This is a genomic window from Vibrio sp. RW (assembly GCF_027587105.1).
Taxonomy (GTDB): domain Bacteria; phylum Pseudomonadota; class Gammaproteobacteria; order Enterobacterales; family Vibrionaceae; genus Vibrio; species Vibrio toranzoniae.
Window position 1 is genome coordinate 18097 of the sequence record NZ_JAPPTM010000011.1, and the last position, 14199, is coordinate 32295.

General features: G+C 44.9%; 12 protein-coding genes. 2 read left to right on the top strand and 10 right to left on the bottom strand.

What is annotated here, in order from left to right; all coding sequences use genetic code 11:
* Nucleotides 1–7 precede the first annotated feature (7 nt).
* From OCT63_RS11730 to yghU, 9 genes are all read right to left on the bottom strand, one after another.
* Nucleotides 8–1021, bottom strand: coding sequence for a helix-turn-helix transcriptional regulator (locus OCT63_RS11730; protein ID WP_046223939.1), 1014 nt, complete (start codon nucleotides 1019–1021; stop codon nucleotides 8–10).
* Entirely contained in the window at nucleotides 1018–4197 is a 3180-nt protein-coding gene (locus OCT63_RS11735) for an efflux RND transporter permease subunit (RefSeq protein ID WP_269983774.1), read from the bottom strand. Before OCT63_RS11735 ends, OCT63_RS11730 begins: the two co-directional genes overlap by 4 nt.
* Nucleotides 4194–5369: an efflux RND transporter periplasmic adaptor subunit gene (locus tag OCT63_RS11740; RefSeq protein ID WP_269983775.1), complete on the bottom strand. Its 1176-nt coding sequence runs from the start codon at nucleotides 5367–5369 to the stop codon at nucleotides 4194–4196. The genes OCT63_RS11735 and OCT63_RS11740 overlap by 4 nt, the downstream gene beginning before the upstream one ends.
* Entirely contained in the window at nucleotides 5359–6246 is an 888-nt protein-coding gene (locus tag OCT63_RS11745; RefSeq protein ID WP_269983776.1) for an ABC transporter six-transmembrane domain-containing protein, read from the bottom strand. Before OCT63_RS11745 ends, OCT63_RS11740 begins: the two co-directional genes overlap by 11 nt.
* 369 nt (nucleotides 6247–6615) lie before the next feature.
* Nucleotides 6616–6939: a DOPA 4,5-dioxygenase family protein gene (locus tag OCT63_RS11750; protein ID WP_269983777.1), complete on the bottom strand. Its 324-nt coding sequence runs from the start codon at nucleotides 6937–6939 to the stop codon at nucleotides 6616–6618.
* Nucleotides 6940–7095: 156 nt separating this feature from the next.
* A complete protein-coding gene (locus OCT63_RS11755) occupies nucleotides 7096–7893 on the bottom strand; it encodes a metal ABC transporter permease (RefSeq protein WP_269983814.1) in 798 nt (265 codons plus the stop codon).
* A gap of 2 nt (nucleotides 7894–7895) precedes the next feature.
* The gene (locus OCT63_RS11760) at nucleotides 7896–8801 is read right to left on the bottom strand and encodes a metal ABC transporter solute-binding protein, Zn/Mn family (RefSeq protein WP_269983778.1); all 906 of its coding nucleotides are present in this window, start codon (nucleotides 8799–8801) and stop codon (nucleotides 7896–7898) included.
* Nucleotides 8802–8817: 16 nt separating this feature from the next.
* Nucleotides 8818–9954, bottom strand: a complete 1137-nt coding sequence (locus OCT63_RS11765; RefSeq protein WP_269983779.1) for a hypothetical protein — start codon at nucleotides 9952–9954, stop codon at nucleotides 8818–8820.
* Nucleotides 9955–10303: 349 nt separating this feature from the next.
* Nucleotides 10304–11161 (bottom strand): glutathione-dependent disulfide-bond oxidoreductase, encoded by an 858-nt coding sequence (gene yghU, locus OCT63_RS11770; protein WP_161673995.1) that lies wholly within the window; start codon nucleotides 11159–11161, stop codon nucleotides 10304–10306.
* 286 nt (nucleotides 11162–11447) lie between these two features.
* Here yghU and OCT63_RS11775 point away from each other — a divergent pair, with 286 nt between their 5' ends.
* Nucleotides 11448–11792 (top strand): YajD family HNH nuclease, encoded by a 345-nt coding sequence (locus OCT63_RS11775; protein ID WP_004730279.1) that lies wholly within the window; start codon nucleotides 11448–11450, stop codon nucleotides 11790–11792.
* A gap of 149 nt (nucleotides 11793–11941) precedes the next feature.
* On the opposite strand, the gene OCT63_RS11780 is transcribed toward OCT63_RS11775, so the two are convergent.
* Nucleotides 11942–12346 (bottom strand): NADH:ubiquinone oxidoreductase, encoded by a 405-nt coding sequence (locus tag OCT63_RS11780; protein ID WP_269983780.1) that lies wholly within the window; start codon nucleotides 12344–12346, stop codon nucleotides 11942–11944.
* A 594-nt stretch (nucleotides 12347–12940) separates the two neighbouring features.
* On the opposite strand from OCT63_RS11780, the gene OCT63_RS11785 reads away from it, so the two are divergent.
* The gene (locus OCT63_RS11785; protein ID WP_269983781.1) at nucleotides 12941–14179 is read left to right on the top strand and encodes an L-lactate MFS transporter; all 1239 of its coding nucleotides are present in this window, start codon (nucleotides 12941–12943) and stop codon (nucleotides 14177–14179) included.
* Nucleotides 14180–14199: the final 20 nt, after the last annotated feature.

Sequence of the window (14199 nt, forward strand, 5' to 3'; positions counted from 1 at the left end):
TCTGGAGTTACTTTTCTGAGGTCGCTAACACAGGTAACTGGAATGCAAACGTCACACCTTCGACATCATCCGTGTCGATCTGACGAATCATCTCTACCAAATAACCTTGCACATCTAACTTCAAACCTTGTTGCTCAACCGCCTTAAACAGAGCTTCTAAGGCCGTGCTATACGCCACATCCGAAACCAGATAAACATCGCTACACAAGTAGTAGCCTTCTGGAATGATCTTATCGTAACGGTCTTTAGCGACTTGCCAGTTTCCAATTTCAACGTCGATGTCGTCCCACTTATTTCTCATTTGTTTAATCGGTGTGGTGCCCATCAACTGAGTCGACTTCTGACCATACATCTCAAACACAGTGTCCCAGTCAGGATCGTCTAGTTTAAGCTTCTGCATGCCACGCTCTGGATACCAAGCCAATTCGGTAGGCATCGACTTAACCAGTTCTTCTTCCATTGAAGACTGCACGCCCGGATGGGCCAATTTCTGAATGAAATCTGCCGTTTCTTTAGGTGTCGCGTTATAGCCCATTTCTCGAATGTGCTTCGCCGTGACGCCAAGTTCACGCTTGAGCGCCTTACCTAACGACTGTGACGATGAAAACCCGCAATACTGAGCAATTTCAATAACGCTCCACGGCTCATCATTGAGCAACAAACTGACCGCGACTTGCAGCCGAACTCGACCTAAATATTGGCCCGGCGTTTCGTTGAACAGCTCAGTAAACTGCCGATGAAAGTGATAGGGAGAAATCGCACTCTCGGTTGCTATCTCCTCCCAAGTACGTCGCTCACCCCACTCTTCATGCATCAAATTAAGCGCATGTGAAAAGCGTTTTTGAAGATGTTCTGGCAAAGATTCAATCAATGCAATCTCTGGCACGAGTTTGAAACCAGGCACCAATTGATAATCAGGTTTGTTCTCTTGCTTCATACGGTCTTTGTTCTCAGGTACATTGGGTCTGATCTCGGATAGCTTGACTTCACTATCGTCTTTGTCCTTTATAAAATCAATCACGATCGCCCCAAAGTGAGTTCTTCTGATAAATCTTGTTCGCCCGGTTCTTTTTCAATTAAATTTTCAAGTAAAGGTGGCTTACGGCAAAACAAACCAAGCAGTACGGGAATCAAAATCAGCGTTACCGCTGTGGCAAACAACTCACCAAACACTAACGACACCGCCGCAGGCTTTAAGTATTGTGCTTGTTCCGCAGTTTCGCTTAACAAAGGCAACAACCCACACACAGTGGTAATCGTGGTTAAGAAAATCGCTCTCAAACGGCTAGTACCTGCGATTACTAACGCTTTCTGTAACGGCACGCCTTGGCGATATTCAACATTAAAACGCGTGATCAGCACCAGCGAGTCATTAATCACAATCCCCGTCATGGCCATCATACCGAACATTGAAAGAATGCTGATTGGCAAATCCATCAAGTAATGACCAAAAATCGCGCCTGCGAATCCGAATGGTATTACCGCCATGATGATCATTGGTTGCCAATAAGACTTCAATGGCACCGCCAACAAAATGTAGATCATGATGAGCGTTAGTATCATCGCTGATTTGAAGCCGTTTGACACCTCACCGATTTCTTCAAACTCGCCGCCCGCTTTGATGGTCACGCTTGGAAACTGTAAGTGCAAAGATTCAATTGTATCTTCGAGTTGCTCACGTGTTTTCTCTGGGGATTGTAGGTCACGGTTCTGCTTCCAATACAGGTTGATGACTTGCTCTCGGTCACGGCGGTAAACCACTTGCGGCTCTTGCTTGTGGCGGAACTCAGCAATATCGCCAATCATCACACTACCACCATTCGGCAACATAATAATGGCTTCTTCCAACTGAGCTAAGGTTCTACGCTCATCCCTTGGATATTGCAGCAGCACCTTAGTTTCTTGCCCGTTTTCCAACAGACGATGCACTTCTCTTTCGCCAAACGCTTCTCCTGCGAGTTGAGCTAGCGTGGCTTGAGTTAACCCAAGCTGTTGCCCATATTGATTTAACACCAAGTGAACTTGCGGTAAACCGTCCTGACCATCGTCGTAAACATCCGAAACGCCTTTCAACGACGCTAATGTATTGGCTAACTGCTCGCTTACTCTTGATGCAAGCTCACGTTCATTGGAAGAGATCGTTAAGAATGTGCCACCAGCAGGCTCCTCAGCTGCGCTGAATTTAACCGAGTAAGCGCCTTCGATTTGCCCAGTGCTTTCTCGCCATCGCTTCAGCAGTAAGTTACCCGGCAATAAGCTTAAAGATTCATTGGTGAGCTCGGCAGTGACTTCAATTTCACCATAACCATCAGACCAAGCGAGCAGGTTCACAACAGGCTTTTCTTGTAATGGGTAATCGTCCATCAAGCCTTTTTCTACTTGTGTCATCGCTTGCTCTACTTGCAACAAAGCTTGGCGCTGCAGTGGCAACGGCGCGCCATCTTCCAGTTCAATAACCGCAGTGATGTAGCGCCCCGGAATTTCAGGGAACAACGCACTGCGAATCGCACCATTCGACCACATGCCATAAGCCAGTGAAATAACCGCCACAAACCCAAGCAAAGACGCCACTTTGTAGCCAAGAGCAAACTCCAATATCGGCTTATAGATATTGAGATTGAACCACTGCAACCCGCCTTGAGCAGCATTCTGCACCTTGGCAAAGATACTTGTTGATGGCTTTTTCACTGAAAGCTGTGCCAAGTGTGACGGCAGAATAAATTTGCTCTCGATAAGTGAGAAGATCAAAGCGAAGATCACTACTGCAGAAAACCCCGCAAGCACCTTGGCTAACTCATTGTTAATCCATAACATTGGAGAAAACGCTGCGATGGTTGTCAGCACACCGAATACAGTTGCCACTGACACGGAGTGCACGCCCTGCCAAGCGGCTGTCTTTCCGTTTAGATTTGAGGAGCCGTTTATATTTGAGAAACCATTGGTATTAGGAGAATAGCCGACGTTACCCGTCCGTTTTTCATGTATCGCTTCCCCGACAACAACTGCATCGTCCACCAGCACACCGAGCACCAAGATAAAGCCAAACAGGGTGATGTCGTTGATGCTGTAGTTAAACCACTGCATTGCGGCTAGCGTTCCAGTCAGCGCAATCGGAATCCCCATTGCGACCCAAAACGCGAGCCTAATTTCAAGGAATACGCCAAGCAAAATCAGAACTATTAACAAGCCTTGCCATGCGTTCTCACTTAGACGCAAGAGTTGCTCTTCAATGTAAGGTGCCATGTCGGCCATGGTATTCAACTCAATATCCGACGGCAAAATCGCGCGTTGTGCATCCAGTGTTTCACTGATCGCTTCACTGACTTTAAGCAGGTTGTCGGTCTGGCTCGTGCTAACCAATAATGCGATGGCGTTAGAGCCATTGTTACGCACGATAGAACCACTGTATTGGTAACCACGACTTAACTTGGCGATATCACCCAGCAGTATTTTTCCGTTGCTTCCTGAAATCACAACAAGTTGGTTCAGCTTCTGCAAATCATCGGCGTAACCGTCACCACGAATCACCATTCGGCCTTTGTCACTAATTAGCTCACCGCTGCGAGACTCAAGTGAACGCTGCTCAACTAAACTTGCGAGATCTTCCAAGCTCAGCCCTAACGCTTTAAGTTGGTCAGGATCAGGCTCGATAACCAGTTGAGATGTGCGAGTTCCCCAATTTGATACCTTCGAGATACGCGGATTCTTCTTCAGTGCTTGTTCAAGTTGCTTGGCAATGGGTTGCAGTTCGTCATCAGTTCTTGGCCCAGACACCACCACAAACGCGGCTAAATTGGTAAATTCATTACGCACCACTTGCGGTCTTTCTGCTTGCACAGGGAAGCCGTTGATTGCGTTAACTTGATTACGAATGTCATCCAACAACTTATCTAAGTCTGTGCTGCTGGTTTTACGAACCACGACCTGAGACACGCCGGCACTCGACTGACTGGTGATCTGTTTGATGCCTGCAATGCCGCTGATCGATTCTTCGATTCGCTGGGTAACACTCTCATCGATCTGTTGCGCCGTACCGCCAGGGTAAGTAACGCTGATACTGATGGAAGAGGGAGCGATTTGTGGAAACGACTCGACACGCAATTGCCCAAACGCCAGCACACCACTAATAACAATCGCCATCATCAACAAATTGGCGGCGACTGGGTTATTAATAAACCATTTTGTCATCCAACTCATTGGCTTGATTCCTTCATCTGTGCTGCATCAGATTGGCCGGCGAGCAATGCTTCAGAATGAATGTCATTGAATCTAGGCGCGACTTGTTTACCGATAAGCATTGAAGAAAGCGGATATTGCACCACGCGACGAGCCTTATCACTTTGGTTATTAAAACGAATATCAAGCTCTTGGCTGCCTTGTCCTATAAGCATTACCGACTCTTTTCGTAAACGATTATCAACGTCTAACGTCCATACATACCCGTCTCGCGTCATCGCACTTAAAGGCACGCTGACTACGTTATCCTTCAGCCCCAGATTAACCACCGCTTGAACCTGTTGATTTGGAAACAGTCTTGGCTTGCTTTGATAAGGCGCCTCAACCGAAAGCACGACTTGTCTTTGACGAGTGACCGAATCAACTTGCGGCGACACATAGCGCACCTTCGCGGGCCATTGATTCCCAGAGCGGTTCACCACCATGATACTTGGCTCACTCAGAGCGGCTTGGACTTGTTGCCAATGCATTTCAGAGATAGGCAACTCAATATCAATCGAATCACTGGAAGCCAATTCAAAGGTCACTTGCCCCGCCTCTACCCACTCTCTCGGGCTAATGTGGCGCTTCATGACTACCGCATCAAAAGGCGCGGTGATCACTGACTCTTCCACTAGCTTCTTCGCACTTACGTAAGCTTGTTTGGTTTGTTGCAGGTTAGCTTTTGCAGCAAGCATTTGAGGCTCTCTACGAGCAAAAGACGAACTCGTTTTCGGGTTCAGCATTTTTAACGCGACCGTTTGCTCATGCTTAACCTGCTTCAACTCCAATTCCGCTTGTTTCAATGAGCTCAACGCCTGAGCCAAATTAGCATCAACTGCGCTAGTATCTAACCTTGCTAACACATCGCCTTTGTTAACCAAATCCCCCGGTTCAACGCTTTCATCTAGCCATTTCAACTGTGCGCTACTGGACGCTTTAAGCTGAATCGGCCAACGAGCAGCGGTTAAGCCGAGTACCGTTAACGTCGATTCGTGCTTTAAGGGTGTCACCTCTAACACTGAAACTGGCGCCAGTACCGCTTGTTTTCTCACAGGCTCTGCCGCCTCTGGTTCTAATTCATCGACAACAATCAAGGCAACAAAGATAGCCGCACAACCGACTAATACCGAAAGTGGCTTTTTAAATTTCATAAGGCATCTCCTTGGTAGCCTGTTGGACGGAGGTATGATTGAGTCGTTGACTAATTTCAGTAAGACGAGAAAGGGTTTGTAGCGTGATTGGTAGCATCACTGCGGTTTCAACAAACTCCAGTGAATAAGTGACGATGGAGAACACTTGACCAGCAGTCGGCTCGATAAGCTGACTCACCATCCATAAATTGCCGATGACCGCGCCAAACAACACGATAAAGATCAGTCCGTAGACAATGGCCTCGGTGTCTGAGAGCTTGATTTCACACTGTTTAAGTCGCACAAAGTGCCAACGAAGCGCAGACAACCGAACGCCGCTCAACAATTGAACCTGCTGCTCTACTTGGTCGTTAAACTGACCGTTAAGCCGAGTAAAGGTTCGGTGGAACACGCCATAAATTGCGAGCATCGACAGCCCAGCAAACAACATGCAAAGCGCCAATGAAAAGTGGAATGTAGAGAGAATAACCACAGTCGCAACAAGCTGAACTACAGCGGTCATCAAAGCAGGTAAATCGTCTTCTAAGAAATCAACCAGCTCACGCGACATGGTGAGTCGAGCATCTTTGGTTGATACAGATAAACCGCGGAGGTTGCGCTCCACGATATTCGCCAGTTTTACACGAATCGCACCATATACACGGGTATCGTAAAAACGACGAACGACACTGATGATCACCAGTACAAAAAGGATCGCGGCCAGCATCATCAAAGGCTGGAAGCTTTGGTTTAATACGCCGTCGATAGCGTAACCAATAAACAGTGGCAACAGAATAAGCATCACGTTTTCAGCCAGAACCATTAACCAAGTCGCGGCAACCTTTAATGGGTTAAGCCGAATAATCGTCAGTAGAGAGATGGGATGTTTGAATAGCATTATTGAGCCCATAAATGAATATGGCGTCAGTATTACCAATTCGGCATGGGAAAAAGTGTCCCAAATTGCTGTGTTAGGTAGGTAGCTTACAATTAACCACGGTTATCTTTTATTTACCAAAGGTCCCTTATTGTCACTCATAAGAAACGTTAGTGTGGACAGTGGTAACTATCGAGATATGTATCGCTATTTGATGGTGAGACTAATCAACACATTAATGCACTAGGCGCTACAGTTGTGGCGTTTTATTACAGGGGAATAGCTGGTGAAACTAACATTTCAATAAGAAGTCGATGAGCAAAACGAGAGGTGTACCGGCACACCCGACAGTACGTTTATTCGTTACGTATTGTCGGGCGAAAAATTGAATTAACTGGTTAGCGCTTCTTCAAACACACCTAACTCGCGACCAAGCCACGTAGCACGAACGGTATGATCTAAGGTCTCTTCGCCCCCCGTTACTGGGTGAATCAGCACTGACATATCTCCTCGTGCTTGCTCAAGCCACTCAACAAATCCAGATTCTTTATTAACAAAATGGACCTCAAACATCGGCATTTTATGCGGGCCAACCAAACGCTGGATTAGCGGAAAAACCTCTAATACATCCTTACGCTCTGTAATAATTTTCTGACGTAGTGTCTCAGCTTGCTCTGCAAATCGCAGAGGGAAATAAACGTGACCGTGGTACATGGCACCATCCTTTAGAATTATGATATCGCGATTTTATACCTAAACCGCCTTCAATAGCTAAAGATAATATAATTTGCCCGCGCCATCGATTCTAAAAAATAAAGGGGCCATGCCTAGGTTTAACGTTCTATGCCTTACCTTCAAATTAAAACTCCCCTAGTTAACAAGCTTGCTCGATCTAACTGCATGCTGATGTCGAACTAGCTGTGACACACTATTGAATATCAACCCCGACAAAAACAGCGTGATGACAATACTGGCACCACTCGGCAAATCATAATAAGCCGACATAGCTAAGCCCGACAAAATACCAGTCGTGCCAATCCCAATACTCGCGATGAAAAAACGGTATCCTTTTAATGCTGCTGCACACAATGCAGGGATAACCAACAAAGCGAATTCTAGGTAGATCCCCGTCAGCTTTACGGTTATTGGCATCAAAATAGCGAATATCAGATAAAAGCCACTCCCCTGCATAAATTCCGGTTTTACGCTAATCAACACCAACATGGCAGCGGTAATTATTACCAATGGCCAAACATCGTCCCAGGTAGACCACAACAGCTGCCCGTTGAGAATGCCTTGAATAAAATCGGCACCATGAGGATCTTTGCTAACCAATAAAATAGCCAACGAAGCAGACACCACAAACAAACTTCCTATCATTGGTTCTAGGTGTTGTTTGTAACGCTTTTCCATTAACGCAATTAATCCGCACAGCAACAATGACATGACCCACGGGCCAATCATCTCTGCAAACCAAGAGCCGCGAAGCAGCGTATGTTGGCTCAACCAATACTGACTCAAAGCAGCACCAAGAGCAGCCACTTGTGCAACAGCAAGATCAATAAAGATGATCTGGCGCTTGAGGACTTGCTCCCCAAGCACAATGTTGCCGACTAATGCAATTAATCCACACAATACCGCAGGTGCCAGCCAGCTATATTCCATCAACATCACGATCTCTCAGACGTATCTGAATCGACCAAGGTATCCAACAACTCATCAATCACTTGATCGTACATCTCATCTAAGCTTTGTCCTTCAGAAACCGTCAATGGTAGCTGTAACGTAGGCTTATTGATTTGCTGGTCAAGCCAATTAGCAGAACGTGGATCTTGATGTGATGAATACACAATCGCATCAAACGAAGCTGGATCCAATTTAGTCAATGACTGTAAATGCGACGTAGTCGGTGATATTCCCGGTTTAGGTTCTAAGTCAGCAATTTGCGCCATATTTAACCAGTCAAAGAGGTAACGATATGTAGCATGATAACCGACCACTTTTTTACCTTGTAACGGCTCAGCTTTAGTTTCCCACTCCGCCAATTTATTACGCCAGCTGGCACGAAACTTCATGCCATTTCGCATGTAAATATGTGCATTTTCAGGATCAACCCATTGTAATCGCTTGGTGACTTCTCTTGAGATAGGAATCATATACTCAGCAGCAAACTGGACATGTGGGTTCCCATGAGCGTGGATATCGCCCATGCTTCGATCTACGTGGTCATGGGTATCAAGCATATCAACCATATCGCTCGCGTATAACATGGTTGGCGCGCTATCTTGAACTGCAGGGTTACCACTACGTACCTGCAACATTGGCAACCAGCCTACTTCTAATTCAGACCCTGAACACATCGCTAAATCAGCTTGACGAATTTTGGCAATAAGTGATGGCCTTGCCTGAACATAGTGAGGATCTTGCTTCGCGGTGGTGGCCGAGTAGATATTAGCATCAGGTGCGTGGCTATGTATCAGTGCCTTCCACTCTGGCTCACAGACAAATATGTTCAACGCCATCGCAGGCGAAGATACCATTATTGATGAGGATACAACGGCAACACCTGTTGCCATTGTTAGGAGTAAATTCCTAGAAAGCATGAGCACCATGTGCTCCAAAGGTCATTACGTACTGCAAAGTGAAGACATCATCAGTCTCTTTGCTTTTATTTTCAACGCGAGAGTATTGTGCTCTAACTGTACCAAAATGAGACGAGTCCCAAGCAAGCATTACGTCCGCTTCTTTGTCGTTCATTGCAGTAAAGTGCATGTGGTCTCCGTGTGCATGACCATCGTAGCTTTCCGCTTCACCGTAACGCAGGCCTGCAGACCAACTAGGACTGAATCGGTAGACACCCGATACATAGTAGCCAGCTAGTGTATCTGGTGATTCCGCGTCATTTTTGTATTTGTCATCGACAATGCCATCTAACAGCATATACTCAGCTGCAAGCGTGAAATTTTGGTATTTGTAGTTACCACTTGGCGCCCATTTCCAAACAAAGTCCGCACCATATAAGTTTGAACCTGTTACCGCTGCGCCGTGACTATGATCATGGTCATGCCCGTGATCATGATCGTGATCTTCAAATTCACGAACTTTTCCGTTTTCGTTACGTAAATAGCTCAGACCAAACTGCCAGCTTGAAGATTCTGAAAAATCGTCACCCAGCTTAAGAGTTGTAGTGTAAACACCCACGTCAGCTCCATCATCAACGGAAGATATCTTGCTGCCACTTAGGGCTTCAACACCAAACTTTACATACAGATCGGTAGGAAGCACGATGTTCGCACGAACACCATCATCGTAATAATGGGAACCTAAGAATGTACGGTAAACAGCAGGACGCTCAACGAAACTATCGGTATGCATGTGTTGGTTATTCATGTAACCAAAGTCGGATAGGAAGCGACCGCCTCGAATACTTAAACCGTAAGGCATGGTCAATGTTTCAATAAACGCCTCTTCGATCAGTAACTCTGTCTCATCATCATGACTTTCAATTACTGTGGTTAAAGAACCGTAAAACTTATCGTCAATATTTGCCGACATGTTCAGTTCTGTATGACCAAGACCGAACCCTTCCGCTCGTTCCGAGTTGTTTCTCTGTCCATCTTGATAATAACCGTCAAGAACCACGCCAATTTGAGGGTTCGACAATGTGTCAGCAAAAGCAGAGGAAACGAGCAAGCTTCCAACCGCTAGAGAAACCAATTTTTTATTCACAACTTCTTCCTTTTTAAAGTACATCGGTCAATTAACAATTGTTATGTTATAACGTATCAATAACAATTTAACCAGTAAAATGTAACAAAATATGAAACAACCAACTAATAGAGAGTTGGCGCGCCGAATAGAAAAAGGACAAAGGATTTAGTAATCAATACTTTAAATAACATTCTGTAATAAGTAGTACGAATTAAAAATTTGGAAGCACGTGGTAACGCTTTTGTTCGGAAGACTGGTGCAGAAAGAAACGAAGGTATGAGATGAAATTTAGATACTAGAGTTTGCGTTAACATTAGCAGTTAAAACAAACTCTCATTATATGAGATAGATTATCTCTTTAAAGTCACTACGGGCGTAGTTTTAAAACACGATCAATATCTTCAGCAGAATGGCGCTCTGGTACTTGCTCCCACTCTTCGCCAAATGAACGGTTAACCACTCGGCCGCGCTGAAAACCTTCACGAGCTTCAAGTTGCTTCGCCCAACGAACAACATTGGTGTAAGACTCCACTTGTAAGAACTCTGCTGCGTCATAAATTTTGCCAAGCACTAAGTTGCCGTACCAAGGCCAAATCGCGATATCTGCAATAGTCAGCTCTTCGCCCGCAACAAAAGTGTTATTTGCTAACTGTTTGTCTAACACGTCTAGCTGGCGCTTTGCTTCCATCGCAAAACGGTTAATTGGGTACTCTTGCTTTTCATCAGCGTAAGCGTAGAAGTGACCAAAACCACCACCAAGGAAAGGTGCCGAGCCTTGTGCCCAGAATAACCAGTTAAAGGTTTGCGTTCTTGCCGCTCCTTCTTTCGGTAAGAAGTGACCAAATTTTTCAGCCAGATGCATCAAGATAGATGCCGATTCAAAGACATTGACATCTTCATCGCCAGACTTGTCGACAAGCGCTGGTATTTTAGAGTTTGGGTTGACACCAACAAAGCCAGATGAGAACTGATCCGACTCACCAATATTGATCAAGTACGCATCATATTCAGCTTCTTTAACACCCGCCGCCAACAGCTCTTCTAGCATGATAGTGACTTTCTGGCCGTTAGGTGTGCCAAGAGAATACAGTTGCAAAGCATGGTCACCAACAGGAAGCTCTTTATCAAATCGAGCGCCAGATTCAGGGCTGTTAATGTTTGCCCACTTATTACCACCAGCAGTATCGTTAACCCAAACTTTTGGCGGTGTGTATTGTTGTGACATGATATTTCCTTATTAATATAGGGTCTCACAAACTGATATTAGGTCACATGTCCTTGGTTAAAACCCCTGAATACGATTTATTTTCAAACTGTTAAGCATGGCTTATTCCAGAAAGACATAACCCGTTTACCGAGAGGATTCATGTAAAAGGTAAGCACCTATTCGAATCTTGTTTCGAACCTCATTTAATGTTGGTCAATCTAGAGCATCATTTAGCAACGACAGTCCTACCCGTTCAAGAAAGCTGTGATAAAATCGGGAGATTACAATTGATAAGGATTTGGCAATGTCTTCTGATTACACAGGCTCGAGTGCAGCGTACGCTCGCCAAGAGAAAGGCTACCGCGAAAAAGCACTAAAACTGTACCCATGGGTTTGTGGTAAATGTGCACGAGAATTCGTTTACTCGAACTTGAGAGAGCTGACCGTTCACCACGTCGATCACGACCATACAAACAACCCTGAAGACGGCAGTAACTGGGAGCTTCTTTGTCTTTATTGCCACGATCATGAACACTCAAAGTACACAGATCATGACCGTTACGGCGTTGATGCCAAAGCTCGTTTAGATGACCACCAATCAGCGACACATAACCCTTTCGCCGATCTAGCGAAGTTGATGAAGAAGTAAGCGCTTCCTTCCTTGTAAAAACGAGTCGCTCGAATAACAAAAAACCCCAGTCTGTCGCCATACTGGGGTTGCTTTTATCTGCCCTACAAATTCAGCGAGGCAAGATCAAAAAAGCCTTCCGAAGAAAGCTTTTTAAGAATCAAATAGAATTATGCTGCCGCTTGCTTACGAGACTCTTCTATCTGCTTAGCGCGTTTTTTTAGCGTCAACTTAGCGCGTTTTTTTAGCGTCAACTTATCGCGGTATGCAAACCAAACGTAAGACACAACCACTAAGAAGAATAGGTATGACAATGAGAAAATGAACGGCGATTGAATGATGTCATTCGAGATACCCCAAGAAACACCGATAACCGTCACAGCGATTTTCGCGAAGAAGCCACACATTAATAGCACTAGAGCTAACTGCGGGAAACGCGTGCTGCGAAATGCAAGCCAATAGCAACTACCCACCGCTAATGCAGCAATATAGAAGCCAAACAAGAAAGAGTGAATATGGTCAGCTGCCGCCAAACCACCAGAAATTGACATCAATAGAATTAAAAACAGTTTCATAATATTCGCCTCGCCATAAGTTGGAAACGCATCCTTTCAAATTTGGAATCTTTGTTTGTGTGTTATTTTCTCACTTTCTCTCGACAACACAACCCCTTAAATCGAACAAAATGTAAGCAAAAGTACACACAACAACCACTCTTAACAAGTGGTTAACAATTTGTATTTAATTGGATTCCGTTACCCCTTGTCTCATATGAACAAAGCGCTATTTTGATTTATTTTGTTACACAATATTAACTTTATAAAAAATTTAAAATAATTCGAAAATCTGTAATATCCGCACGAAATACGCGGCTACTCAGAAACCATGACTCAATAATCCCAAAAATAATAAGATGACGGCGCTAAAAAAACAAAATAGAAAGGTGTTGAAAACAATTTAAAAACCAACAAAAAACACCCTGTTAACAAAGAAAGCTTAATTGACCAAAAACAGAAAAATAGATTCCAATCACATTTTTATTGGTTATAATCCGCGCTCTTTTGCGTCACCTGTTGAAAAACGCAAACTAATTTTGAAGAAATAACCACAATAACCCGTCGTTAGTTAAGTGACTCTCCACATGATTGATGACAAAACTGAGAATAAAAATGAGCAAGATTGATAAAGCAACACGTATCCTGCTAGCAGGCTTCTGTATCAACCTTTGTCTTGGCATCCTGTATGCTTGGAGTGTATTTAACAAGGCGCTAGTGACTGAAGCTGGTTGGAGTGCTGCTGAAGCGTCTTCACCTTACGCTATTGCAACTATCACATTCTCTGTTTGTCTTCTTATCGCAGGCATCCTACAAGACCGCATGGGGCCACGTAAGATCCTTATTCTAGGTACAGCACTTACAGGCTTAGGCATGATTGCTTCTGGTTTCGCTACAACGCCTATGATGCTAAACCTAACGTTTGGTGTGATGACAGGTGCTGGTATCGGCTTCGGTTACGCCTGTCTTTCTCCATCTGCAATGAAGTGGTTCCACTCTTCTAAGAAAGGTATGGTTAACGGTCTAATCGCAGCAGGCTTCGGTCTTGCGGCTATTTACTTAGCGCCAGTAACTTCTGCGCTAATCGACAGCATGGGTATCCAAACAAGCTTTATGATTCTTGGTGTTGGTGTACTCGCAATTGCAGTACCTCTAGCAGCAACGATCAACAACCCACCTGCGGATTACACGCCAGCTGAGCCTAAAGTAAAAGCAGGCCAAGCTCCTAAATCGGTTAAGAAGACTGAAGACCTAACGTGGAAAGTAATGCTGAAGACTCCTCAGTTCTACTCTCTATGGATCATGTACGCATTTGCTGCTTCTGTTGGTCTTATGATCATCGGTAACATCACTACGATTGCTAGCGTTCAAGCGAACCTACCAAACGCCGTTTACTTAGCGTCTATCCTTGCTGTATTCAACTCAGGCGGCCGTGTTGCTGCGGGTATGCTTGCAGATAAAATCGGTGGCGTACGTACTCTACTTCTAGCGTTCATCCTTCAAGGCGCGAACATGGCTCTATTCGCTACGTTCAACTCTGAATTCACGCTAATCATTGGTACGGCTATCGCAGCTGTTGGTTACGGTACGCTTCTAGCAGTATTCCCAACACTTACTGCTGAGTTCTACGGCCTGAAAAACTACGGTACTAACTACGGCGTGCTTTACACGGCATGGGGTATCGGTGGCGCTATCGGCGCAACGGTTGTTGGTTACTCAATGACAAATGGCGAAGGTTACGGCCTAGCTTACACAATCTCTGCTGCTATGATGGTCGTGTGTATTGTTCTAGCAATCATCACTAAGCCAATCTCTGAAGCTAAAGTTTCTGAACTAAAAGCATCTCAAGCTTAATCGTCAGAAAAGATTGAATT

What these genes read in the sequence shown, in the direction of transcription:
- yghU (WP_161673995.1), bottom strand. Translation starts at nt 11,161, where the DNA reads ATGTCACAACAATACACACCGCCAAAAGTTTGGGTTAACGATACTGCT.
- OCT63_RS11785 (WP_269983781.1), top strand. Translation starts at nt 12,941, where the DNA reads ATGAGCAAGATTGATAAAGCAACACGTATCCTGCTAGCAGGCTTCTGT.
- OCT63_RS11775 (WP_004730279.1), top strand. Translation starts at nt 11,448, where the DNA reads ATGTCTTCTGATTACACAGGCTCGAGTGCAGCGTACGCTCGCCAAGAG.
- OCT63_RS11735 (WP_269983774.1), bottom strand. Translation starts at nt 4,197, where the DNA reads ATGAGTTGGATGACAAAATGGTTTATTAATAACCCAGTCGCCGCCAAT.
- OCT63_RS11740 (WP_269983775.1), bottom strand. Translation starts at nt 5,369, where the DNA reads ATGAAATTTAAAAAGCCACTTTCGGTATTAGTCGGTTGTGCGGCTATC.
- OCT63_RS11750 (WP_269983777.1), bottom strand. Translation starts at nt 6,939, where the DNA reads ATGTACCACGGTCACGTTTATTTCCCTCTGCGATTTGCAGAGCAAGCT.
- OCT63_RS11760 (WP_269983778.1), bottom strand. Translation starts at nt 8,801, where the DNA reads ATGGCAACAGGTGTTGCCGTTGTATCCTCATCAATAATGGTATCTTCG.
- OCT63_RS11745 (WP_269983776.1), bottom strand. Translation starts at nt 6,246, where the DNA reads ATGCTATTCAAACATCCCATCTCTCTACTGACGATTATTCGGCTTAAC.
- OCT63_RS11780 (WP_269983780.1), bottom strand. Translation starts at nt 12,346, where the DNA reads ATGAAACTGTTTTTAATTCTATTGATGTCAATTTCTGGTGGTTTGGCG.